25 protein-coding genes are annotated in these 23,894 nt (G+C 61.3%); 24 read left to right on the top strand and 1 reads right to left on the bottom strand.

The window, feature by feature from the left end; translation table 11 throughout:
• Positions 1–14: 14 nt before the first annotated feature.
• From prfB to VGK27_12040, 24 genes are read left to right on the top strand one after another with little or no spacing between them, the layout of a single operon-like run.
• The gene (prfB, locus tag VGK27_12155) at positions 15–1,109 is read left to right on the top strand and encodes a peptide chain release factor 2 (protein ID HEY3490857.1); all 1,095 of its coding nucleotides are present in this window, start codon (positions 15–17) and stop codon (positions 1,107–1,109) included.
• The gene (lysS, locus tag VGK27_12150) at positions 1,102–2,589 is read left to right on the top strand and encodes a lysine--tRNA ligase (GenBank protein ID HEY3490856.1); all 1,488 of its coding nucleotides are present in this window, start codon (positions 1,102–1,104) and stop codon (positions 2,587–2,589) included. Before prfB ends, lysS begins: the two co-directional genes overlap by 8 nt.
• Positions 2,590–2,596: 7 nt before the next feature.
• The gene (locus VGK27_12145; protein HEY3490855.1) at positions 2,597–3,832 is read left to right on the top strand and encodes a lipoprotein-releasing ABC transporter permease subunit; all 1,236 of its coding nucleotides are present in this window, start codon (positions 2,597–2,599) and stop codon (positions 3,830–3,832) included.
• Positions 3,825–4,502: an ABC transporter ATP-binding protein gene (locus VGK27_12140; GenBank protein ID HEY3490854.1), complete on the top strand. Its 678-nt coding sequence runs from the start codon at positions 3,825–3,827 to the stop codon at positions 4,500–4,502. The genes VGK27_12145 and VGK27_12140 overlap by 8 nt, the downstream gene beginning before the upstream one ends.
• Positions 4,502–6,772, top strand: coding sequence for an outer membrane protein assembly factor BamA (bamA, locus tag VGK27_12135; GenBank protein ID HEY3490853.1), 2,271 nt, complete (start codon positions 4,502–4,504; stop codon positions 6,770–6,772). The genes VGK27_12140 and bamA overlap by 1 nt, the downstream gene beginning before the upstream one ends.
• Before the next feature lie 20 nt (positions 6,773–6,792).
• Positions 6,793–7,365 carry an OmpH family outer membrane protein gene (locus VGK27_12130; protein ID HEY3490852.1) on the top strand — a complete coding sequence of 191 codons (573 nt, stop codon included), beginning with the start codon at positions 6,793–6,795 and terminating at the stop codon, positions 7,363–7,365.
• Positions 7,355–8,389 (top strand): UDP-3-O-(3-hydroxymyristoyl)glucosamine N-acyltransferase, encoded by a 1,035-nt coding sequence (gene lpxD, locus VGK27_12125; protein HEY3490851.1) that lies wholly within the window; start codon positions 7,355–7,357, stop codon positions 8,387–8,389. Before VGK27_12130 ends, lpxD begins: the two co-directional genes overlap by 11 nt.
• 1 nt (position 8,390) lies before the next feature.
• Complete coding sequence (fabZ, locus tag VGK27_12120) at positions 8,391–8,855, top strand: 3-hydroxyacyl-ACP dehydratase FabZ (protein HEY3490850.1); 465 nt, start codon at positions 8,391–8,393, stop codon at positions 8,853–8,855.
• Positions 8,852–9,634, top strand: coding sequence for an acyl-ACP--UDP-N-acetylglucosamine O-acyltransferase (gene lpxA / locus VGK27_12115; GenBank protein HEY3490849.1), 783 nt, complete (start codon positions 8,852–8,854; stop codon positions 9,632–9,634). The genes fabZ and lpxA overlap by 4 nt, the downstream gene beginning before the upstream one ends.
• Positions 9,635–9,638: 4 nt before the next feature.
• Positions 9,639–10,574, top strand: coding sequence for a Gfo/Idh/MocA family oxidoreductase (locus VGK27_12110; GenBank protein ID HEY3490848.1), 936 nt, complete (start codon positions 9,639–9,641; stop codon positions 10,572–10,574).
• Positions 10,571–11,725 carry a lipid-A-disaccharide synthase gene (lpxB, locus tag VGK27_12105; GenBank protein HEY3490847.1) on the top strand — a complete coding sequence of 385 codons (1,155 nt, stop codon included), beginning with the start codon at positions 10,571–10,573 and terminating at the stop codon, positions 11,723–11,725. The genes VGK27_12110 and lpxB overlap by 4 nt, the downstream gene beginning before the upstream one ends.
• A complete protein-coding gene (msbA, locus tag VGK27_12100) occupies positions 11,716–13,494 on the top strand; it encodes a lipid A export permease/ATP-binding protein MsbA (protein HEY3490846.1) in 1,779 nt (592 codons plus the stop codon). Before lpxB ends, msbA begins: the two co-directional genes overlap by 10 nt.
• Positions 13,487–14,812: a 3-deoxy-D-manno-octulosonic acid transferase gene (locus VGK27_12095; protein ID HEY3490845.1), complete on the top strand. Its 1,326-nt coding sequence runs from the start codon at positions 13,487–13,489 to the stop codon at positions 14,810–14,812. Before msbA ends, VGK27_12095 begins: the two co-directional genes overlap by 8 nt.
• Complete coding sequence (gene lpxK / locus VGK27_12090; protein ID HEY3490844.1) at positions 14,809–15,792, top strand: tetraacyldisaccharide 4'-kinase; 984 nt, start codon at positions 14,809–14,811, stop codon at positions 15,790–15,792. Before VGK27_12095 ends, lpxK begins: the two co-directional genes overlap by 4 nt.
• Positions 15,789–16,709: a lysophospholipid acyltransferase family protein gene (locus VGK27_12085; GenBank protein HEY3490843.1), complete on the top strand. Its 921-nt coding sequence runs from the start codon at positions 15,789–15,791 to the stop codon at positions 16,707–16,709. Before lpxK ends, VGK27_12085 begins: the two co-directional genes overlap by 4 nt.
• Positions 16,709–17,287: an HAD family hydrolase gene (locus VGK27_12080; protein HEY3490842.1), complete on the top strand. Its 579-nt coding sequence runs from the start codon at positions 16,709–16,711 to the stop codon at positions 17,285–17,287. Before VGK27_12085 ends, VGK27_12080 begins: the two co-directional genes overlap by 1 nt.
• Positions 17,284–18,141 (top strand): DUF3108 domain-containing protein, encoded by an 858-nt coding sequence (locus tag VGK27_12075; protein HEY3490841.1) that lies wholly within the window; start codon positions 17,284–17,286, stop codon positions 18,139–18,141. Before VGK27_12080 ends, VGK27_12075 begins: the two co-directional genes overlap by 4 nt.
• Positions 18,138–18,308 carry a Trm112 family protein gene (locus VGK27_12070; protein ID HEY3490840.1) on the top strand — a complete coding sequence of 57 codons (171 nt, stop codon included), beginning with the start codon at positions 18,138–18,140 and terminating at the stop codon, positions 18,306–18,308. Before VGK27_12075 ends, VGK27_12070 begins: the two co-directional genes overlap by 4 nt.
• Positions 18,301–19,359: a D-glycero-beta-D-manno-heptose-7-phosphate kinase gene (gene rfaE1, locus VGK27_12065; GenBank protein ID HEY3490839.1), complete on the top strand. Its 1,059-nt coding sequence runs from the start codon at positions 18,301–18,303 to the stop codon at positions 19,357–19,359. The genes VGK27_12070 and rfaE1 overlap by 8 nt, the downstream gene beginning before the upstream one ends.
• A gap of 5 nt (positions 19,360–19,364) precedes the next feature.
• On the top strand, positions 19,365–20,252 hold the full coding sequence (locus VGK27_12060) for a YicC/YloC family endoribonuclease (GenBank protein ID HEY3490838.1): 888 nt from the start codon (positions 19,365–19,367) through the stop codon (positions 20,250–20,252).
• A gap of 4 nt (positions 20,253–20,256) precedes the next feature.
• A complete protein-coding gene (gene gmk / locus VGK27_12055) occupies positions 20,257–20,889 on the top strand; it encodes a guanylate kinase (GenBank protein HEY3490837.1) in 633 nt (210 codons plus the stop codon).
• Positions 20,877–21,071, top strand: a complete 195-nt coding sequence (gene rpoZ, locus VGK27_12050) for a DNA-directed RNA polymerase subunit omega (protein HEY3490836.1) — start codon at positions 20,877–20,879, stop codon at positions 21,069–21,071. The genes gmk and rpoZ overlap by 13 nt, the downstream gene beginning before the upstream one ends.
• A gap of 18 nt (positions 21,072–21,089) precedes the next feature.
• On the top strand, positions 21,090–23,234 hold the full coding sequence (locus VGK27_12045; GenBank protein ID HEY3490835.1) for a bifunctional (p)ppGpp synthetase/guanosine-3',5'-bis(diphosphate) 3'-pyrophosphohydrolase: 2,145 nt from the start codon (positions 21,090–21,092) through the stop codon (positions 23,232–23,234).
• A gap of 3 nt (positions 23,235–23,237) precedes the next feature.
• Positions 23,238–23,624 carry a RidA family protein gene (locus VGK27_12040; protein HEY3490834.1) on the top strand — a complete coding sequence of 129 codons (387 nt, stop codon included), beginning with the start codon at positions 23,238–23,240 and terminating at the stop codon, positions 23,622–23,624.
• On the opposite strand, the gene rpmB is transcribed toward VGK27_12040, so the two are convergent.
• Positions 23,617–23,808 carry a 50S ribosomal protein L28 gene (gene rpmB, locus VGK27_12035; protein HEY3490833.1) on the bottom strand — a complete coding sequence of 64 codons (192 nt, stop codon included), beginning with the start codon at positions 23,806–23,808 and terminating at the stop codon, positions 23,617–23,619. The genes VGK27_12040 and rpmB overlap by 8 nt on opposite strands.
• Between the last annotated feature and the right edge of the window lie 86 nt (positions 23,809–23,894).

Genomic DNA, 23,894 nt, shown 5'->3' with positions numbered 1-23,894 from the left:
GCAAGCAATCGCCCTTGAAGCACGCGCGCGCGCGCTTCGAGGTTATCTTTGACGTAGATCGAAAACTCGCACGCCACGCCGAACTCGAGTCGATCGCGGCACGGGACGGCTTCTGGGAGTCTCCCGAAAAAGCTGAGCCCATTCTCAAGGAACGCAAGTCGATCGACACTTTCCTCGAGAAATGGGGCTCCCTCGATGCCTCTTTCGGCGACCTGCACGCCTGCCTCGACCTGGTCGACGAGCAGGCCGATCCCGGGCTGGAATCAGAGATCGGGTCGATTCTGCGCACGATTTCGGAGCGTCTCGACGACCTGGAGATGGCGCGGATGCTCAGCGGCGAAGGGGATGACCTCAACGCGATCGTGACGATCCATGCCGGCGCCGGCGGCACCGAATCCCAGGACTGGGCCGAGATGCTGCTCCGGATGTACACACGGTTCTGCGACCGCAACGGGTATGAAATGGAGCTGGCCGAGCGGCAGGACGGCGAGGAAGCCGGCATCAAGAGCGTCACCTTCCTCATGAAAGGCGACCATGCATTCGGGTACATGAAGGCCGAAGGCGGCGTCCACCGGCTGGTCCGGATCTCGCCCTTCGACGCGAACAAGCGCCGGCACACGTCGTTCGCCTCGGTTTTCGTGTCTCCCGAGATCGACGATACCGTCGAGATCACCATCGACGATAACGACCTCAGGATCGACACGCTCCGCTCCGGCGGCGCGGGGGGGCAGCACGTCAACAAGACGGAATCCGCCGTCCGGCTGACCCACCTGCCGACCGGACTCGTCGTTCTTTGCCAGCAGGAGCGTTCCCAGCACAAGAACAAGGCGCTGGCCTACAAGATCCTGCGGTCCAAGATGTACGCGCTCGAGATGCGGCAACGCGCCGAGAAGGTGCAGGACAGCCATAAGGCGAAAAAAGACATCGCCTGGGGCTCGCAGATCCGGTCCTACGTGCTGGCGCCTTACAGAATGGTCAAGGATCATCGGACCGGGCACGAGACCGGGAACGTCGATGCCGTGCTCGACGGCGACATCATGGACTTCATCCATAAGTACCTGCTCTCGGGCGGCGCCGACGTGCAGGATTCCGGAGGCGACATTGAATGAAGAATGGAACGACCTGATCCGGGACCGTTACCGGAAGGTCGAAGAGATACGGGAAGCAGGCGAGATCGCTTATCCCAACGGGCAGCATGTAGGCTGGACATCGGATGCGGTTCGTAGGGCTGCCGACGGAATCCCGGCCGCGGAGCTTCCGGGCCGCGCCATCAAGGTCGACGTCGCAGGAAGAATTCTCGCCAAGCGCCGGATGGGCAAGGCGGCGTTCCTGAGCATCCTCGATCGTGCCGGGAAGATCCAGTTCCACCTGACCCAGGACAGCGTCGGCGAGGCCGAATACGAGAAGTTCAAGAAGCGCATCGACATCGGCGATATCGTATGGGCCGAAGGCACGCTGTTCGTGACCCAGACCGGCGAGCTGACGATCAAGGTCTCCTCTTTCCGCCTGTTGACGAAAGCGCTCCGGCCGCTTCCCGAAAAGTGGCATGGCCTCTCCGACGTCGAGACGCGCTACCGGCAGCGATACGTCGATCTCATCGTCAACGAGGACGTCCGCGAGATCTTTCGGAAACGTTCGCGCATCATCTCTTTCGTCCGCAACTTCCTCGTCGCGCGCGACTACCTCGAAGTCGAGACGCCGATGATGCAACCGATCGCGGGCGGCGCAACAGCGCGTCCCTTCATGACGCATCACAACAGCCTCGACATGGATCTGTTCCTCCGGATCGCCCCCGAACTTTATCTCAAGCGGCTCCTGGTAGGCGGTTTCGAGCGTGTTTTCGAGATCAACCGCAATTTCCGGAACGAGGGGATTTCCACCCAGCACAATCCAGAGTTCACGATGGTCGAGTTTTACCAGGCCTACGCCACCGTCGACGAGCTGATGACCCTCACCGAAGATTTATTTTCCGGGTTGGCGATACATTTGTTCGGGTCCACCAAGGTTCCCCTTCAGGGGAAAGAGATCGACTTCGCCACGCCCTGGCAGCGGTTGACCGTCCGCCAGGCAGTCGCCCTCTACGGGAAGGTTCCCGAGGAGCGTTTGTCCGACCCGGCGTTCCTGCGCGAGATGGCGGCGGGCCTGGGTCTTTACGTCAAGGAAGGCACCCCCGACGGAAAGCTGCTGGTCGAACTCTACGAGGCGGTGGGCGAGCGCGCAATCATCGGGCCCACGTTCGTCACCGAGTATCCGATCGAGGTGTCGCCGCTTTCCCGCAAGAACGACCAGCGTCCCGAGATCGTCGACCGTTTCGAGCTCATCGTCAACGGCCGCGAAATTGCCAATGCCTTCTCCGAGCTCAACGACCCGGTCGATCAGCGCAAGCGGTTCGAGGCACAGCTCGAAGAGAAAGCGCGCGGCGACGAGGAGGCGATGGCGATGGACGACGACTACATCCGGGCGCTCGAATTCGGCATGCCGCCAGCCGCGGGCGAGGGGATCGGGATCGATCGCCTGGTCATGCTGTTCACCGATTCCCCCTCCATCCGCGACGTGATCCTGTTCCCGCAACTTCGCAAGGAAGGGTGACCCGGGCTTGCGATTCCCGGTCGAATATTACATTGCCCAGAAGTATCTTCTGGCCAAGCGGAAGCAGACGTTCATCTCGATCATCACCTTCATTTCCGTGCTGGGGGTGACGATCGGCGTGACCGCGCTCATCATCGTGCTTGCGGTCATGAACGGATTCGAGCAAGAGCTGAAGGACCGGATCCTCGGAGCGACCGCCCACGTCCACGTGACCAGCCTCGACGGGACGATCCCGGAACCCTACCGGCTCGCCGCCCGGCTGGGCGCGATGGAAGGCATCGCCGCCGCATCTCCCTACGTCTTTTCCCAGATGATGATTACTTCCGGGGGCGGCGCTACCGGGGGCGTGCTGCGGGGGGTCGACCCGGCCTCTGTCGGAAAGGTAACCCGGCTGGTCAAGGACGTCCGGGTCGGCAAGATCGAAAACATCATCCGGAGATCCGCGGACGACCTGCCCGGGGTGATCCTCGGGAAAGAGCTGGCCGGCAACCTGGGGGTGGGGATGGGCGACCTGGTCGAAGTGCTCGTGCCCGGCGGCAACGTGACCCCTCTCGGGGCTTTCCCCAGATCCGAGCGGTTCAAGGTCGCAGGCATCTTCGAATCCGGCATGTACGAGTACGACGCCACCTTTGCTTATGTCTCCTTCGACGAGGCGTCCCGCATGCTCGGCACCGGCGGGCGCGCCAGCGGGATCGAGCTCAAGGTCAACGACATTTATCAGGCCTCGGCTATCGCCGCGCGCATCCGGACCGATCTGGGGCTGCCCTATTACGCCAAGGACTGGATGCAGAGCAACCGCAACCTGTTCTCGGCGCTCAAGCTCGAAAAGGTGGTCATGTTCATCATCCTCGTGCTCATCGTGATGGTGGCGGCGTTCAATATCATCAGCACGCTCATCATGATCGTCATGGAAAAGAACAAGGACATCGGGATCCTGATGACCATGGGCGCCACTCGGCGCACGATCCGCCGCATCTTCGCGCTCGAGGGCCTTTTCATCGGGATCGTGGGGACGCTGGCCGGGACGATCCTGGGCGGGGGGCTTTGCTGGCTATTGAAAAAATACCAGTTCATCCATCTTCCCAACGACGTCTATTACATCACCACGCTTCCCGTGCTGTTCGATCCCGCGATCCTTATGCTGGTCGGCGGCAGCTCCATCCTGATCTGCTTCCTTGCGACGCTCTATCCCGCCCGGCAAGCCAGCCGGATCGATCCCGCCGAGGCGATACGCTATGAATAGCGATACCCTGATCCACGTAGAATCGCTCCGGAAGACCTACCTCCGGAACGGCGGGAAGCTCGAGATCCTCAAGGGGATCACGATGGATATCGCGCGCGGGGAGCTGCTCGGCGTCGTCGGCGTTTCCGGCGCGGGAAAAACGACGCTCCTGCAGATCGTCGGGACGCTCGATCGGCCCACCTCCGGCTCGGTATCCTTCGAAGGGAACGACATATCGGCGCTCTCCGAGGAAGCGCTGGCATCTTTCCGCAATCGGACGATCGGCTTCGTCTTTCAGTTTCACCACCTGTTGCCCGAGTTCGACGCGACCGAAAACGTCATGCTTCCCTGCCTGATCCAGGGGGCGTCGCGGTCCGAGGCACGCAGTCGGGCGGATGCGTTGCTCGACGAAGTCGGCCTGACCGATCGCAAGGATCACCGGATCGGAGAGCTTTCCGGGGGAGAGCAGCAGCGCGTGGCGATCTGCCGGGCGCTCGTGATGAACCCGAGTGTGCTGCTGGCCGACGAACCCACCGGGAACCTGGACAAGGAAACCGCCAACGGCGTCTTCGACCTTCTCCGCGATCTGAACCGTACCCGCAAGCTGACGGTCATGATGGTGACCCACAACATGGACCTCGCCTCCAGGATGCACCGCGTCATCCGGATCGACGACGGGATGATCGCCTGATGAAAAAGGTTCTGCTGTCCGTCATCGTTTCGATCCTCCTCCTTGCAGTCACGGCAGGGGTCGCCATGCCCGAAGGGTTCAAGGTCGTCGATATCGAGGTGGTCGGCGCCAACCGGATCAAGCCCTCGTCGATTCTCCAGAACTTGAAGACCCGAGTCGGCCGCGATTTCGACCTTCAGGATATTCGGGACGACGTCAAGACGATCTGGAAGATGGGGTTCTACACCGATGTCCGTTTCGACTCAGAGGAGGTCGCCGACGGTTACAAGCTGACCATCATCGTGGCCGAGAAGCCGGTCGTCTCCCGGGTGACGCTCGAGGGAAACAAGGAACTCGACAACGCGGAGCTCAAGGCGGCGATCTCCTTGAAGGAGCGCGACCTCTACAACGAAGATAAGGTTCGCGAATCGGTTCGCAAGATGACGGAGCTTTACCACAACAAGGGTTATTACGACGCGGCGATCGATTCCTCGGTGACGGAAGATATCGACGGGTCGATGAAGGCGATGTTCCGGGTCCGCGAAGGCGAAAAGATCAAGATCGCAAAGATCCGGTTCGACGGAAATCTTTACCTTTCAGACAGCGAGATCCGGAAGGTTCTCGAGACGAAAGAGAGGGGCTTCTTTTCTTTCATCACCGATTCCGGAACCTTCAAGCAGGACGTCCTCCAGAACGACATCTTGCGTATCGAGGCGCTCTACAGCAACAACGGGTTTCTCGATTCGAAAGTCACCGATCCAAAGATATCCCGCGGGGCCGACGGGCTGGTCGTTTCCATCCGGATCTTCGAAGGAAAACAATACCGTGTCGGGGATATTTCCGTCGGCGGCGAAAGTTCCGTCCCGACCGAGCGTCTGCGCGAGAGCGTCCGTCTCAAGAAGGGGGAGATCTTCGACCGGGAACTGCTCATCCAGGATCTGCAGAACCTTTCCACGATGCTCAAGGACAAGGGATACGCAGAAGCCAACGTTCGCCCCGTCGTCGAGAAGCACAAGGATTATCCGCTGGCGGACGTCAAGTACGTCCTGGAGCAGGGGACGCTGTTCCGTTTCGGGCGCGTCGAGATCGCAGGCAACACCAAGACGTTCGACCGGATCGCACGAAGGCAGCTCGAGGCCGTTGACGGAAAGCTTTACTCCGAATCCGCGCTCAAGGAGAGCAAGGAAAATCTGGTCCGGACTTCTTACTTCAAGGACGTCAAGATCACGACCTCCCAGTCGACCGTGCCCGACGAGAAAGACGTAAAGGTCGAGTTGCAGGAAGGCCCTACCGGAACGCTTTCCGGAGGACTCGGGTTCAGCTCCGTCGACAAGCTTTTCGGCGTGGTCCAGGTCAGCGAGAACAACCTGTTCGGGCGCGGCTGGAAAAGTTCCCTCAATTCCCAGTTCGGCGCGCGAAAGACCGTGTTCAGCCTCGACTTCCGGGATCCGAACCTGTTCGACACCGATTACAGCCTGCTCCTGAACGCCTACAACAGCGATACCGAATATACCGATTTCAAGCGGAAGGCGCGCGGAGGGAAGCTCGGGCTCGGCTACAATTTTTCCCGACTGGTCAGCGGCAGCCTGAGCTACCGGCATGACACCAGCCGGATCACCGCCACCAACCCCACAACCGTCTCCTCCATCCTTCTCGACGAATTCAACAAGGGGACCCAGCAGACCCATTCCCTGTCGGCGAATCTGACCCGGAACAGCACCGACCGGTTCGTAGACCCTTCGAAAGGGTCCGTCCAGTCTGCGGTCGTCGAATACGCCGGCGGACCGATGGGCGGCACGAGCCAGTTCGCAAAATATTTCCTGACCGAGAAGGTATTTTTCCCGGTCACCGAATCCTCGGTGCTTTCCGGCAACCTGACGTGGGGCCACGTCGTGAGCACGGAGGGCGGCGGGCGAGTGCCGATCTTCGAACGCTTCTTCCTCGGGGGGCCCTACAGCATTCGCGGCTTCAAGTCCCGGAGCCTTTCGCCGGCCGATCCCAACACCGGAGAGCTCTATGGCGGCAACAAGGAGCTGGTGCTGAACGTCGAATATGTATTCCCGCTGATGAACGACATCGGTTTCAAGGGCGTCTTCTTCTTCGACGCGGGCAATACGTGGCGACAGGGCGAGTGGCCCGGAAAAGATGAGGGGTTGCGCTATTCGACGGGCTTCGGCGTCCGCTGGTACTCACCGATGGGGCCGCTCCGGTTCGAGTGGGGGTGGAACCTTTCTCCCAAGCCCGGCGAGTCCAGGAAGGTCGCCGAATTCACGATCGGAACCGCATTCTGACAATCAGGAGGTACAGTTTGATGCGTATCCACAAGCTGGCATTCGCGGCCGCATGCATGACGGCGGTCCTCTCGTTCACCGACATCGCGGCCCACGCCGACGGGCTCAAGGTGGCGGTGATCGACGTCGCCCGGATCCTCAACGAATCCGAGGCCGGCAAGGTCGCCAAGAAAAAGCTCGAGGCCCGGTTCGACGAACTTCGGAAGGGGATCGACGCCCGGAAGGAAGAGGCCCAGAAGCTCAAGGAGGAGCTCGACAAGATGAAAGTCCTCCTCGACAAGGACAAGGGCAAGGGCAAACTCAAGGACAAGGAAGACAAGTTCGCGGCGAAAGTCGCCGAATTCGAAAAGCTGCGGCAGGAAGCCGAAAAGGAAATGCAGGGGCGCCAGGCCGACATGACGCGCGACATCCTGAAGGATATCGAGGGAAAGGTGATGTCGGTCGTGACCGAGGAGAAGATCGACCTGCTCCTCGACAGCGGCCAGGGGAACGTCGTCCTTCACGCTTCTCCGTCCCTCGATATCACGAGCAAGGTTCTTGCGCTGGTCAACAAGGTCGAACAGCCCGCAAAGGAGGCCCCCGTTGCCAAATAGCATGACGCTGGCCGAGCTGGCCTCGAAAATCTCCGCCCGGATCGAAGGCCCGTCCGAGATGGTCGTCACGGGCGTCGCTCCTCTCGACGAGGCCGGTCCGGGGCAGGTTTCCTTCATCGCACAGGGGAAATATGTTTCGATGGCTGCCCATTCGAAGGCTTCCGCAATCATCACGAAAGAGCCGATCCCGGGTTCCTCCGCGACGTTTCTGATCTCGGATAACCCTTACTACGCTTTCGCCGGCGCGGTCGAACTGTTCCACCCGCCGTACATGCCGCCTGCCGGGGTTTCGCCGAAGGCCGACATCCATCCCGATGCATCGATCGGCTCGGGCGTGGCCGTTTCCGCCTTTGTTTCGATTGCCGATGGGGCAACCGTCGGAGAAGGCACCATCCTCTTCCAGGGCGTCGTCGTCGGCCGAAACGTCAAGATCGGCGCAGGATGCCGGATCTATCCGAACGTCGTCCTTTACGACGATGTTGTCATCGGGAACCGGGTGATCCTGCACTCCGGAAGCGTTATCGGCAGCGACGGCTTCGGGTTCGCACCTTCCCGTTCCGGGTACAAGAAAATCCCGCAGGTCGGCACGGTCGAGATCGCCGACGATGTCGAGATCGGAGCCAACACCACGGTCGATCGCGCGGCATTGGGCGTCACGCGCATCGGGCGTGGCACGAAGCTCGACAACCTGGTCCAGGTCGGGCACAACGTCGTCATCGGAACCGACACGGTGATCGCGTCGCAGGCTGGGATATCCGGAAGCTGCAAGATCGGGAACAGGGTCATGATCGGCGGGCAGGCCGGCCTTGCCGGACACCTCGAGATCGAGGACGGCATCATGCTCGGCGCGAAGTCCGGCGTTCCCGACACCCTGAAGGCGTCTACCTCGCGGGTCTGGTCGGGAATCCCGGCGATGCCCCACGGGACCTGGCTCCGGATGGCAACGCTCCTGCCGAAGCTCCCCGAACTGTTCCGCCGCGTCTCGAGGCTTGAAAAGCCCAATCCTGCGCAGGGGGAATCCTAGGATGATGTCGGTCAATGAAATCATGGCGCTGCTGCCGCACCGGTTTCCGTTCCTGCTCGTCGACCGCATCGTCGAGCATGATCCCGAGAAGCGGATCGTCGGCCTGAAGAACGTGACGATCAACGAGCCCTTCTTCCAGGGCCATTTTCCCGGTCACCCGATCATGCCGGGCGTGCTCATCGTCGAGGCGATGGCCCAGGTTGGCGGCATTCTTGCGCTCAAGGCGCTGGGCGGCGAGAAACGGCTCGCCTATTTCGCGTCGATCGACAACTGCAAATTCCGGAAGCCGGTCGTCCCGGGCGATCAGTTAAGGATCGAGATCGACGTGACCGCCCACAAGGGGCCCGTCTGGAAGATGCATGGCGAGGTCAAGGTCGAGGGCGTGATCGTCGCCAAGGCCGATGTCACCGCGACCCTGGTCGCAGCGCCGGACGACGAATCGAAAGGGGAGGGAGGCAGCAAATGATCCATCCGACCGCCATTATCGATCCGGGAGCGGAGGTGGGCAAGGAGGTCTCCGTCGGTCCCTATGTCGTCATCGGTCCCAACGTCACGATCGGGGACGGATGCTCGATCGGCTCCCACGCCGTCGTCGAGTCGCATGCCCGGCTGGGGCGTAACGTCAAGGTCTCCTCCTTCGCATCGATCGGCGCCCCTCCCCAGGACCTCAAGTACCGTGGTGAAGAGACCTGGGTCGAGATCGGGGATGACGTCATCGTCCGGGAATATGCCACGATCAACCGGGGGACAGTGACCGGCGAGGGCATCACGAGGGTCGGAAGCAACTCCATGATCATGGCCTATGTCCACATCGCGCACGATTGCCAGGTCGGGAGCCGGGTCATCATGGCCAATGCCGCAACTCTCGCGGGGCATGTCCACATCGAGGACGGCGCCTTCATCGGCGGCCTCAGCGCCGTGCACCAGTTCGTCAGCATCGGCACCCTCGCGATCGTCGGGGGGATGTCCGGGATCTCCCAGGATGTCCCGCCGTACGTCAAGGCGGTAGCAGCCCGTCAAGGGCGCAACCGGTCGCTCTTCGGGCTGAACGTCATCGGGCTCCAGAGGGCCGGGATGTCCGCAGAGGCGATCGACCTGCTCAAGAAGGCCTATCGCGTCATCTTCCGGTCCGAGCTCCCCCTGAAGGATGCCCTCATGAAAGCCGAGGCCGAAATCGAGCAATCCGCCGAAGTGCGCCGGCTGATCGGGTTCATCCGGTCCAGCAAGCGCGGCGTGCTGAGGTAGAGCGATGAAAACACGCATCGGTGTCATCGGAGTCGGGTACCTCGGCAGGCTTCACGCCCAGAAGATGGCGTCGTTCGACGACGTCGATTTCGTCGGCATCTCGGATACCAGCGTCGCGCACGGAGAAGCGGTCTCGAAAGAATATTCCGTCCCCTTTTTCCCGGACCATCGCGCGCTGCTGAAACTCGTCGACGCGGTCTCGATCGCGGTCCCGACGACCGCGCATTACCGCATTGCCATGGACGCGATGAAGGCGGGCGTCCACGTGCTGCTCGAAAAACCGATCGCCGCCACCGTCCGCGAGGGCAGGGCGCTGGTCCGCGAGGCTCAGAAACGCAAGCTCGTGTTCCAGATCGGCCACCTCGAGCGGTTCAACCCGGCCGTCGTCTCGGCCGCTTCCATCCTGACCGAGCCCCGCTTCATCGAATGTCACCGGCTGGGACCCTTCGGCGGCCGGGGGACCGACGTCGACGTCGTGCTCGACCTCATGATCCACGACATCGACCTCATCCTTTCGTTCGTGCGGTCGCCGGTCACCCGCATCCATGCGGTCGGGGTGCCCGTCATTTCGCCGAACATCGACATCGCCAACGCCCGCCTTCTATTTGCGAACGGATGCGTGGCGAACGTCACCGCCAGCCGGGTTTCGGCCCGGAAGCAACGGAAGATCCGGATCTTCCAGTCCGACGCCTACCTGTCGATGGACTTCGTCGAAAACACGATCCAGATCTTTCGCCGCACCTGGCCTGACGGCAAGGAAGGGCTTCCCGAGCTGTCAGGAGAGATCGTCGAGACGGGGAAGAGCGACCACCTGCGCGACGAGATCCACGCGTTCGTCGAATGCGCATCGGGGAATGGATCGCCGCGCGTCACTGGCGCCGACGGGCTCGCTGCGCTCGAAGTGGCATTCCGCATCCTGGGCAAGATGAGAAGTCGTTGAACACAGTTTCCAAATCCCTCTTCGTCGTCTGCGGCGAACCCTCCGGGGAGACATACGCCGTCAACGCCGTTCGCGAGTTCAGGCGCCGGTTCCCGCAGGCGCCCGTCCGGGGGATCGGGAGCGACCGTCTTCGGGCCGAAGGCGTCGAGCTTGTGGCCGATTATTCCGGTATCTCCGTCGTTGGCATCACCGAGGTGATCCGGCACCTTCCCGAGATCCGTCGGACGCTTCGTCTCGCCATGCACGAATCCTCGAGGCTCGAGGTCGGTGCCGTCCTGCTCGTAGACTTCCCCGATTTCAACTTCCGGGTCGGGAAACATGCGGCGCGCGCCGGGAAGCCGGTGGTCTACTTCATCCCTCCGCAATTGTGGGCATGGCGAAAGGGAAGGGCCCGGCAGCTCGCCGAATTCACGAAAGGCGTGGTCGTGGCATTCCCGTTCGAGGAGGAGACGCTTTGTAACGCCGGCGTCGCCGCCCGTTTCGCCGGGCATCCGCTCATCGACGAACTCTCTCCCTTCTTCGACGCCCCGCCCTGCCCCGGCCGATTCGGAATCCCGGAAGGAAGCACCGTCGTGGGCCTGCTCCCGGGGAGCCGTTCGGGGGAGATCCGCAGGCACTTCCCCTTGATGGTCGATGCGGCCCGAAGGATCGCCGAAGTGCGTCCTGACTGTTTATTTGCGATTCCGGTCGCATCTTCCCGGTTCCGGTCGCAGATCGAGGACGGCCTGGCCGGCAGCGGCCTCAAGGCGGTGATCGTCGACAAGGAGCGGCACCTTTTGTTTCGTTCCATGTCCGCGGCGATCTCGGCATCCGGAACCGCGACGCTCGAGCTGGCGTTGCTCGGCGTCCCGCACGTTATCGTTTACCGAATTTCACCGTTGACCTACCTGGTAGGCCGGATGCTGGTATCGGTCAAGAGCATCGGTCTGCCGAACCTCATCGCGGGAACGCCTTTTCTTCCGGAATTGATCCAGGGGGAATGCAACCCCGGACGCATGGCGTCCGAGATGCTTTCCATCCTGGCCGACGACTCCAGGCGGGCCCGGCTTTCCGCGCAATGCATCGCACTGCGCGAACGGCTCCGGGGCAGCGGCCCCACTGCGGCCGTCGTGGACACGCTGGTCAAAGTTTCGGAGGGCGCATGGGCGTAACGATTTACCGCAGGATGCTCGAATACGTGAAACCGTACGTCCCGAAGATGATCCTCGCGGTTCTGTTCATGATTGGGGTTTCGGGGCTCCAGGGGGCTATCGCCTTTCTCGTCAAGCCTGCCCTCGACGACATCTTCATCAAAAAAGATACGACCCAGCTCACCTGGATTCCCCTGATCGTCATGATCGTCTACCTGCTCAAAGGGTTCTGCGATTTCGCCCAGAACTACATGATGAGCGGCGTCGGCCAGCGGGTCATCCGGGACATCCGCGACCATCTCTACCGCCACATGCAGTCGCTCTCCCTCTCGTTTTACATGCGAAATCCCACCGGTGTTTTGATGTCGCGCGTCACCAACGACGTCGGACTCATGCAGGGCGCCATCACCGACGCCGCTACCGGGCTCGTGAAGGACGTCTTTTCAGCGCTGGCGCTCATCTGCGTCGTCTTCTATCGCGACTGGCGGCTTGCTTTCGTCGCGCTGGTGTTCTTCCCGCTGGCCTTCTGGCCGATCGCACGCTTCGGGCGCAAGTTGCGCCGGACCAGCACGAAGACACAGGAGATCACCGGCGGCTTGACCTCACACCTGCATGAGACCATCAGCGGCGCCAAGCTGGTCAAGGCCTTCGGCGCCGAAGACTACGAGGTCGAGCGCTTCACGATCCGCAACGCCGATCTCTACAAGCTCAGCATGAAAGTGGTCAAGGTCCAGGCGATGACTGCGCCGCTCTCCGAAGTCTTTGCCGGAATGGGGGCCGCGGCCGTTATCTTCTATGGCGGGTATAGCGTGGTCAAGGGGCACAGCAGCCCGGGCAACTTCTTCTCGTTCATGACTGCGCTCTTCATGCTTTACGAACCGGTCAAGCGGCTCTCCCGAATCAACAACGTGATCCAGCAGGGGATCGCGGCCGCCACACGGGTCTTCGAGGTGCTCGATACGCAGCCGGATGTCGCCGACGCGGAGGGTGCCCCCGCGCTCCCTCCCATCGCCCGTAATATCGAGTTCGACCACGTCGATTTCAGATACCTCGACAGCGGCGACTACACCCTCAACGATATCTGCATCGACGTCCCGGTCGGCACGATGGTCGCCATCGTGGGCTCCAGCGGCGCGGGCAAAAGCACGCTGGTCGACCTGATCCCGCGTTTCTACGACCCCGACCGGGGATCGATCCGGATCGACGGACGGGACATCCGCGACTTCTCCCTTTCGTCGCTTCGGGATCAGGTCGGCATCGTCAGCCAGCATACGATCCTCTTCAACGACTCGATCCGCTACAACATCGCCTACGGCATGAAGGATGCTCCGATCGACGCCATCGAAGATGCTGCCCGCAAGGCCAACGCGCACACGTTTATCTCCCGCTTCACCGAAGGGTACGATACGGCCGTCGGCGAGCAGGGGATGAAACTGTCCGGGGGCGAAAGGCAACGGGTCGCCATCGCCCGTGCCCTGCTGAAAAATGCCCCGATCCTCATCCTGGATGAGGCAACCTCCGCGCTCGACAGCGAATCCGAGGCCATCGTCCAGGAAGCGCTCGACACCCTCATGCAGGGACGGACGACCTTCGTCATCGCTCATCGGCTGTCCACCGTCCGCAATGCCGACGTCATCCTGGTCGTCGAGGACGGGAAGATCGTCGAGCGGGGCACCCACCAGCAACTGCTCGCAGGCGATACCCGATACCGTCTGTTCCACCTGAAACAATTCGAAGAAAGAAAATCCGGCGGACAGGAATCGGCCGGAGAGCCGATCTCGGTTGGCTGAACGCTTTCTTCGTTGGACGCCGGCCTGGTTCGCCTATAACCTGGCGCTCGTCATCGCGTTGCTTGGCGGCTTCGTGCTCTGGCTTCCATGGATGCTGGCGGCCAGGAAGCGCCGGGCCAACTTCCTGGCCCGATTGGGATTCGGTATTCCCCCGGTGCCGCACCCGGAAGGGGCTCGCACTTTCTGGATCCACTCCGTCTCGGTCGGCGAGACGCTCGCGGCCGCGCCATTCATCCGGTCCATCAAGAATACGTTGCCCGACGCCGGGATCACGATTTCCACGGTCACGCTCACCGGGCAGGAGACCGCGCGGAAAACCGTCGGGGAGTCGGCTTCGGCCATCATCTATTTTCCGTTCGACCTGCCATTTGTCTGCGGTCGTTTCCTCGAGCGCGTCCGTCCCGATGCCGTCATCATCCTCGAGACCGAGATCTGGCCCAACTTCCTGGCAGAATGCGCATCGCGCGGGATCCCGGTCGCTATCCTGAACGGCCGGATCTCGGAACGATCGTATGCCGGCTACAAGAAAGCAGGCTGGCTGTTCCGCCGGGTTCTTTCCAATATTTCCTTCATCGGGGCCCAGACTCCCGAGGACGCCAGCCGCTATTCGGAGCTTCGGGGGCGGTCCGACGGCGTCGCGGCCACCGGCAACATGAAATACGACATGGCCGTCCCCGAGATTTCGCCGGCCCTTTTTCGTATCATGTCCGCGGTCAGGCAGGGCGGAGGCAAATGGCTCGTGGCCGGTTCGACGCACGAAGGCGAGGAAGCGCCGATCCTGAACGCCGTCCGTGATCTTGGCCGCGAATTCCCCGACTTGCGCCTGTTGCTCGCCCCTCGGCACCCCGAGCGGTTTGACCGGGTCGAGCGGCTTTGCGAATCGATCGGCATGCCGTATGTTCGTAAAACGGCTTGCATGGATGGCGCGTTCCCGGAAACCGCCCGCGTCCTGATTCTCGATACGGTCGGCGAGCTTTCCGGCGCTTATGCACTGGCGGATGTCGCATTCGTGGGCGGAAGCCTCGTTCCCGTCGGCGGGCACAACATTCTCGAACCCGCCTGCTTCGGCGTCCCAGTTATGGTCGGACCCCACATGGACAATTTTCGCGAGATGGCCCGGCAGTTCACAAGGCTCGAAGCGGTCGACGTCGTCGAATCCGCCGGGGCGTTCGGGGAAGTGCTTCGCGGACTCTTGATAGACAAGGAGCGGGCGACCGGGATGGGAAAGCGGGGGCAGGATCTGCTGGCCGCCTCCCGGGGCGGCACGGAGCGGAACATCCGGAAGATTATCGAGATGGCGGGGAGCGCAACCCCGTGATCGGAATCGCGAACCGGTTGCGTCGACGGCTTTATTCCTGGGGCCTGATCGCGTCCGAACGGCTTCCGCGACCCGTGATCAGCATCGGGAACCTGTCCGTCGGCGGAACCGGGAAGACGCCGCATGTCCGGTGGATCGCCGGTTGGCTCAAGGGCCGAGGGCTTCGTGTCGCGATCTTGAGTCGGGGATACGGACGGACTTCGCATGGGGTCGTCTGGGTTTCCGACGGGGAAAGGATCCTGTCGACCTGCGATCAATCGGGGGACGAGCCATTTCTGCTGGCCTCCCGGCTGAAAGGCGTCCCGGTACTGGTCGGAGAATCCCGTGCCGCGGCGGGAAGGGCATGCCTCGAAAAAATGGACGTCGACCTCTTCCTGCTCGATGACGGATTCCAGCACCTTGCCCTGAAGCGGGATCTCGATATCCTGCTCGTCGATGCCGGCCGCGGGCTCGGGAACCGGTTGACCCTTCCTTTCGGCCCTCTTCGGGAACCCCCATCCCATGCGCGATACGCCGATGCGCTCGTCGTGTCGAAATGCCGGGATCGTCGCCAGGGCGAAGAGACCTCCCGAAAAGTCCCATTCCCTCTCGGACGCCCGGTTGCGATGTCCGGTCTCAAGCCGTGCGTGATCGTCAAACGGGACGGTTCGGAACGCCCTCTCGATCCGCCCGGGAAACCGGTTTCCGCATTTTCCTCCCTTGCGCGAAATGATCAATTTGCCGGAACATTGAAGGCGGCAGGTTACGATGTCCGCAGCTTTACGGGCTTCGGGGACCACCACCGGTTCACCGAGTCCGATATCGGGAAGATCCTCGCTTCGGCCAAAGGTCTCCCGATCATGACCACAGAGAAGGATCTCGTCCGTCTCCCGCCGGGACTCCCGTTCGAAGTCGAGGCGCTCTCCGTCGATATCGAGTGGCTGGAAGGATGGGGGGGGCTTGCAACGGCGATCGAGACCATCCTCGGAAAGCATCCATGATGACGAATGACAATCCTGTAGGAACCGGTTATCGGTTGGCGCTCCGATTTTTCGAGATGATTCCGCTTGCGCTCCGGGCGTTCATCTTCGAAGGGCTGATGATGCTTGTGTGGGCCGCCGACGGAAAGCATCGGCGCATCGCGCGCGTGAATCTCCGGATCGCCTTTCCCGAGATGGACGATCGAACGGCTTCCCGCATCATCCGTCGCTGCTACGTCCAGATGGGCACATCTGCCGCGGAGTTCATCCACCTTCCGAAAATGGATAAATCTTACGTCGAGAAACATTTCCGGATCGAGGGAGCGCATCATTTCGTCGAAGCCAAGGCAAAGACCGGCCTGGGCCCGCTCGGGCTGACCGGTCATTTCGGGAACTGGGAATTGCTGTCGCATGCCTATGCCGTCCTCGTGGAGCCGCTGGCGTTCATCGTCCGCCCGCTCGCGAACGCTTCGCTCGACCGGATCGTCCAGGACCGGCGGGAATTCTCCGGCAGCCATGTCATCCGGAAATTCGATTCCGCCAAGGCCGTACTGAAAGAGATTCGACGCGGCGTACTCGTTGGCATCCTGATCGACCAGAACGTCGATACGATGAACGGCGTTCTCGTCGATTTCTTCAGCAAGAAGGCCTATACGACCTTCGGGCTGGCACGGCTTGCGCTGGCGACCCGGACGACGGTCCATTCCGCGTTCATCTTTCGGGACCCTGAGCGGAAATTCCACCACATCCTTCGTTTCGGGCCGCCGCTCCCGATGGACCCGGAAGCGCCACGAGAGGAAGAGGTCGAGCGCCTCACTCGTGCATGCAACCTGGAGCTCGAAAAGGCGATCCGGATGGCGCCCGACCAGTGGTTGTGGTTCCACCGGCGCTGGAAGACGCGTCCCCCGGGAGAGCCGAACCCGTACGAGGCTTGCTGATGCCCGGCATCGTGTTCCTCGACCGGGACGGGACGCTGATCCAGGAGCAGGATTACCTGAGCGATCCCGATCGCGTGATCCTGATCCCGGGCGCGGCTGAGGGATTGCGTCTCCTGGCCGAACAGAGACTTATTCTTTGCGTCGTATCCAACCAGGCCGGGATTGCGCGTGGGAAGATCACCGAGTCTCAACTCGAGGCGGTCCACGACCGTTTCGTCTCGCTATTCGCGGAGCAGGGTGTTACCTTCGACGCGATCGAATATTGCCCTCATCACCCGGAGGGCTCGATCGATCGTTACCGGCAAGAATGCGGTTGCCGAAAACCTGCCACAGGGATGGCCGAGCGCATTCTTTCCCGCTTTTCCGTGCCCCCGTCATGGAGTCGATGGGTGGTCGGTGATAAAATGATCGACATCGAGATGGGGAGGCGGCTCGGGGCCCGAACGGTTCTCGTCTCGACGGGATACGGCGTCGAGGAAGCCGAACGGTGCGCCACTTGCGGCATCCTCCCGAATGCATATCTTTCAGACATCAAAGAGGCAGCCAGTTGGATCGTTGCGGAATCGGTAAAAAAATGAACGGTATATGCCGGCTGCTTCTCGCCGTCGCGCTGGCTTCTTCCCTCTTCGCTGGGGCGGCCGCCGAAAACGGATCGCAGCCCCCTGCGTCGTCGCCCGACAACCAGGCCGAAAAGTCGCAACCCGAAGAACCAAAGGCAAGGCAGCATGATCTCGGAAAGACCAATGCGCCAGGCTGGGGCAAGGGACACGAAGAGCTGTACTACCGCCTGACATTCCTGGGCGTGACCGCCGGATACGCGCGATTCAGCATCATGGGAAAGACGATCGTCGACGGCCGGCAGGTCTGGCATCTCCATGTCCGGGGATGGACATCGCAGTTCCTTTCCGTTTTTTATCCGGTCAACAACATCATGGATTACTACCTCGACGTGAAGACGCTCGCGCCGGTCCGCATCGACGTCACAAAAAACGAAAAGAAGAAATTCACGGACGAGGTGGTCCTGTACGACCAGGACAAGGGACAGATTTCCTACTGGGACAAGACGCTGACCAAGATGGAAAAAAAGGTCGACGTCACCCCGAACGTCCACGATCCGGTGACGGCAGTCTACTATTTCCGGGCCAAGGATACGGGCAATCCCGACCGAAGCCGCAATGTCTACGCGGGCCGCAAGATGTGGCAGATCGCGTCCAGCAGGAACGGGACCGAAACGATTCCGGACGAATTCGGCCAACCGGTCGAGACCACCATCATCAGACCGATCATCCGTCGTGACGGGAAGATCGAAAGCAAGGGCGACATCAAGATGTGGCTCACGAATGACGAACGCCATATTCCGATCCGCATCTACGCGAGCATCAAGATCGGCACTTTGGTCGGCCAATTGATTCCCCCGCAGGAGGGCGGATGACTCTCGATCAGGAACTCCTCGATATCCTCGCCTGTCCCGGTTGCAAGGGACCGCTGATCCAGTCTCCCGATTCGAAGACGCTTCAGTGCGAACACTGCCGCCTGCGTTTCCCGATCGAGGACGATATTCCCATCCTCCTTCTAGACCAAGCTAAATCGTATGAATGAAAGTTCTTTCGACGATCGCGTGATGCACTACTTGTCGCTCCTGCCTTCCAGCCGTGTGCTCGTCATCGGCGACATCATGCTCGACGAGTACGTATGGGGCTCGGTGCGGCGGATCTCTCCCGAAGCGCCGGTGCCCATCGTCGCAGTCCGGGACGATTCCCACGTCCTCGGCGGGGCCGCGAACGTGGCCGTCAACGTGGCCGGCCTCCAGTCAACGGCCCATCTGATCGGACTTATCGGCAACGACTCCTCCGGAAAGGACGTCCTCCGCCTGCTCCGGAAAAAAGGGATCGGGGTTTCGGGCATCGTGACCGAGTCCGGGCGTCCGACCACCCGAAAAACGCGCGTCATCGCCCATAACCAGCAGGTCGTTCGCGTCGATCGGGAAAAAAGGGATCCCCCCGGCGAGAAGGCGCAAGCCGCGCTTCTCGCCGGCATCGCTTCGCTCATCCCCTCGGTCGACGGAGTCGTCCTGTCCGATTATCGGAAGGGTGTGCTGACGCGGGAGCTTGTCGCCGAGGTCGTCGACCTCGCAAAACGGCACGGGGCGTTTGTCGCGGTCGACCCCAAGCAGTCCGATTTCGCATTCTACTCGGGCTGCACGATCATCACCCCCAACAAGTCAGAGGCCGAAGCTGCCATGGGTGGGCGGGAGATCAACGGCGACGTCGAAATCGCGGAAGCAGGCAGAGCGCTACTACGGAAGACGCACGCAACCTCCATCCTGATCACCCGGGGAGAAGAGGGGATGAGCCTGATCGAGCGCGGACGCAACGCGTCGTTCCACGTCCCCGCCCTTGCGCGCCAGGTCTTCGACGTCACCGGGGCGGGCGACACCGTGATCGCGATGCTCGCCGTCGCCATGGGGGCAGGGGTCCCGATTCGCGACGCCGCCTTGCTCGCCAACATAGCGGCCGGGGTCGTGGTCGGTGAAGTCGGCACTTCCCCGATTACGATCGACAAGCTGCGTCACGCCTTGAAGCAACGGCTTCGTGACCACGATATCGATTCCGACGACAAGACCGAATCGGGGCGGGGAGGACATTCTTGACCTGGATGAGCATGACCGGCTTTGGACGGGGTGAATCCCACGGCGACGACATCTCGGTCACCGCAGACATCCGGTCTGTCAATCATCGATACCTCGATGTGCACGTCAAGGCCCCCGGGAAATTCGTGTCGTGGGAATCGCGGATACGCGCCGTAGCCCGCGAGACGCTGAGGCGTGGCAAGGTCGACATCTTCGTCAACGTCCGGGAATGGGGAAGCGGTGGGGCCACCCTCCGGGTCAATCGTCCGCTCCTCGCCGCTTACATGGCCGAAGCCGAATCGATCGGAAAGGAATTCGGGATCTCGACCGAGATCTCTTTCGGTGAGCTGGTCCGCATTCCCGAGCTGTTCGTCCCCGACGCGGAGGGCGAAGACGATCCGTCCGAATCGCGATGGCCGTTCGCAGAAAAGGCGCTGCGCAAGGCACTCGAGATGCTTCAGCAGTCTCGCGCCGCCGAGGGGGAAAACCTCCGGCAGGTCATACGGGAGGCGCTGGGGGTGCTGGCCGGATATGTTGCCCAGATCTCCGCGTTGACGTCCGAAAACAAGCAGCTTTCCGCCTCGAGATTTCGTGAACGCATTAACGCCGCCTGCGGCGAGTTCGGCACGTCGATCGACCCGGGGCGTCTCCACCAGGAGATTGCGCTCCAGCTCGATCGTCTCGACATCACCGAAGAGATCGACCGGCTGAAATCGCACCTTTCCTCCCTTTCGATCCTGGTCGAAAAGGGAGGGGAGGCGCTCGGGAAACGATTCGATTTTCTGGTCCAGGAAGTATTCCGAGAGCTGACGACGTCCGCCAACAAATCGGCGCACCCGCTCATTTCGGCAACGGCCGTCACCGCGAAGACCGAGCTTGAAAAAATACGAGAACAAATCCAGAACGTGGAGTGACCCGATGGGCAAGGGTGACGTATTCGTCGTTTCGGCCCCTTCGGGCTCGGGTAAGACCACGATCTGCCGGCGGCTCCTTGAGGAAGTCGACGACCTCGAACTTTCGATCTCCTATACGACCCGTCGCATCAAGCAGGGCGAGACGGACGGTCGAGATTATGTCTTTGTCGATCGAAACGAATTTGATAATATGAAAGATTCCGGCGGATTTCTCGAATCCGCCACCGTCTACGGGAATTGCTACGGGACCGCTCGAAAGACCGTTCAGTCAATAGTCGAAAAGGGCAGCGACGCCCTGCTCGAGATTGATGTGCAGGGCGGATGCAATATCAAGAAGGCGATGCCCGAAGCCGTCATGGTCGGGGTCTTCCCGCCTTCGTGGAAGGCATTGCAGGACCGGCTCTTCGGACGCGGACGCGATAGCGACGACGAGATCGGCGCCCGGATCGGGGCCGCGCGCCAAGAGATGGAGGTCCTGCTTTCCTACGACTACCTGGTCGTGAACGACGACCTCGATGTCGCCGTCGAAAACGTCTCAAGGATCATCCATGCCCATCGGCTTCGCCGCGAGCGGGCAAAAACAAGGATCATATCGATTCTTTTCGAAGCCGGAGAGGAAACAACATGGCAAGAGTAACCGTCGAAGATTGTCTCGAAAACGTCAACAGCCATTTCGAACTGACCGTCCTGGCCGCCAAGCGCGCCAAGCAGTTGCTGGGCGGGGCCGGAGCCACGATCGATACCTCCGAACGCAAGGAAAAGCCGACCGTCATCGCGCTTCGCGAGATTGCCCAGGGGAAAGTCCGGGTCCGTCTATAAACCAAGGGACGGCGCTTCATGCTCCGTCTTAACGACATCGTCGAGCGGCTGCAGGCGGCCCGCCCGACCGCCAACATCGAGCTCATCGAGAAGGCTTACGTCTTCACGGCGAAAGTCCACCACGGTCAGCTTCGCAAATCGGGCGAACCCTACCTGATCCACCCGATCAACGTCGCCTGGCTTCTGGCCGACTGGAACCTCGACGAGGAAACGGTCGCCACCGGCCTGCTTCACGATACGGTCGAAGACACTGTCGCCACCGTTCCCGAGATCGCCGAGCTTTTCGGCGATTCGATCGCGCTCCTCGTCGATGGCGTGACCAAGATCAGCCGGGTCGTCCTGGCTAACGCGGCCGACCAGAAAGCCGAATCCCTTCGAAAAATGATCCTTGCGATGGGCAAGGACATCCGCGTCATCCTCGTCAAGCTGGCAGACCGGACCCACAACATGCGGACGCTCCAGCACCTCGCCCCCGAAAAACAGATGGCCATCGCCACCGAGACACGCGAGATCTACCTCCCCATCGCCAGCCGGCTCGGGATGAGCCGCGTCAAGGTCGAGCTCGAGGACCTCTGCTTCAAGGTCCTCAACCCCGACGTTTATAACGACCTGTTGAACAAGGCCGATGCCCGGAGACGCGACCGCGAGGGACACATCCGCGACGTCATCGCTATCCTCGAACGGAAGACCGCCGAACTGGGGATCAAGGCGACCGTGACCGGACGCTCGAAGCATCTCGCGGGCGTATACGCCAAGATGCAACGGCAGGGGATCGATTTCGATCACGTCTACGACTTCATCGCTTTCCGGATCATGTGCAAGACGATCCGCGAATGCTACGAGGCGCTCGGGATCGTCCACAGCCTCTGGAAACCGGTGCCTGGGCGGTTCAAGGACTACATCGCGATGCCCAAGGGGAATCTCTACCAGTCGCTCCATACGACCGTCTTCGGGCCCAATGCCGAAATGATGGAGATCCAGATCCGCACGGAAGAGATGCACGCCATCGCCGAGCACGGCGTCGCGGCTCACTGGAAATACAAGGAGGGCAAGCAGGCCGTCTCCAAGGACGATCAGCGTTTTCTCTGGCTTCGGCAGATCCTCGAACTCCAGAAAGAGATGAAAGACCCCCGGGACTTCATGAACACCGTGACCGCCGAGCTGTTCCCGGAAGAGGTCTATGTGTTTACGCCACGCGGGGACGTCAAGGAGCTTCCGAGGGCCGCCACGCCGATCGATTTCGCCTACGCCATCCACACCGAGGTCGGTCATCACTGCGTCGGCGCCAAGGTCAACGGACGGATGGTTCCCCTCAAGACGCCGCTGAAGAACGGCGACGTCGTCGAGATCATCACGCAACCGTCCCACAAACCGAGCCGGGACTGGTTGAAGGTCGCCAAGACCAACCGAGCGCTCAACAAGATCAGGGCATTCGTCCGCCAGGAACAACAGGTCCAGAGCCTGGCGCTCGGCCGGCAGGTTCTCGAACGCGAGCTCAAGAAATATTCCCTCTCGATTTCGAAGGTCACCAAAACGCCCGAATTCGCCGAATTGCTCCAGGATCACAAGATGAAGAGCGCCGACGAATATTTCGTGTCGATCGGCTACGGAAAGACTTCGCTTTTGCCGCTGCTTCGTCGCCTGGTCCCGCCCGATCAGCTTCAGGAAAAGCCCAAGGGCAGTCGCCTGGGGGCTCTGATCCGGCACGTGGCCAGCAGGAATCCGAGTGCGATCGTCGTCAAGGGCGTCGACGACGTGTTCGTACGGCTAGCCAATTGTTGCCATCCGGTGCCGGGCGAACCGATCGTAGGGTTCATCACGCGTGGACGGGGCGTGACGATCCATGCCGGCGATTGCCCGAAGGTGCTCGAACTCGACGCGGCGCGTTCGGTCGAAGTGACCTGGGAATCCGGAACCAAGGTCGCCTATCCGGTGAAGCTGCGGGTCGTCTGCTCCGATCGTCCCGGCCTGCTGGCCGAGCTGACCAAAACGATCACGGCGCACGATGTCGACATCCGGCGGGCTGCCGTCATGACGACCCGGGATCACAAGGCGATCTGCACATTCGAGGTTGCGATCCTCGATGCCGATCAGTTGGCGACCTTGATCCGGTCGATCGAGAAGGTCAAGAACGTCGAGAGCGTCGAAAGGGGGAAGGGGTAGACAATGAAAGAAATCGTGGCGACCGAAAATGCACCGGGAGCGATCGGGCCGTATTCGCAGGCCGTGAAGAATGAAGGGGTTGTCTATTGCTCGGGGCAGATTCCGCTGGATCCCGCAACCGGAAAGATCGTCGAGGGAGGCATCGAAGCCCAGACCGAACGGGTGCTCAAGAATCTCGAGGCAGTTTTGACCGCGGCGGGGGCGTCGTTTGCGACCGTTCTGAAAACCACGGTCTACATGACCGACCTGTCGGAATTTCCGAAGATGAACGCGATCTACGGGAAAAGCTTCCCCGCATCGTCGCCGGCGAGGGCGACGGTGCAGGTAGCGGGACTGCCGATGGGGGCGAAAGTCGAGATCGACGCCGTGGCGTCGATCGGGATCAACTGACCGACTTGACTATCTTGCCCGATTTGATGCAGGCAGTGCAGATCTTGATGTGGCGCACGGTGCCCCCGGTGATGGTCTTCACGCGCTGGATATTGGGCTTCCACATCTTCTTGGTGCGGTTGTTCGCGTGGGAAACGTTGTTGCCGAAATTGGGCCCCTTGCCGCAAAGAGAACATTTTGCCATCGGTCTGAACCTCCGTAAATTGAACCTAGCATTATAGAACGATATGGACCTGTTTAGGCAAGAGCAAATATTGAGCGGGCCTCCGA

It is taken from the genome of Candidatus Deferrimicrobiaceae bacterium (assembly GCA_036504035.1).
GTDB lineage: Bacteria > Desulfobacterota > Deferrimicrobia > Deferrimicrobiales > Deferrimicrobiaceae > JANXPS01.
The sequence above is the reverse complement of the archived record's forward strand: the minus strand, read 5'-3'. Positions and strand labels throughout refer to the sequence as shown.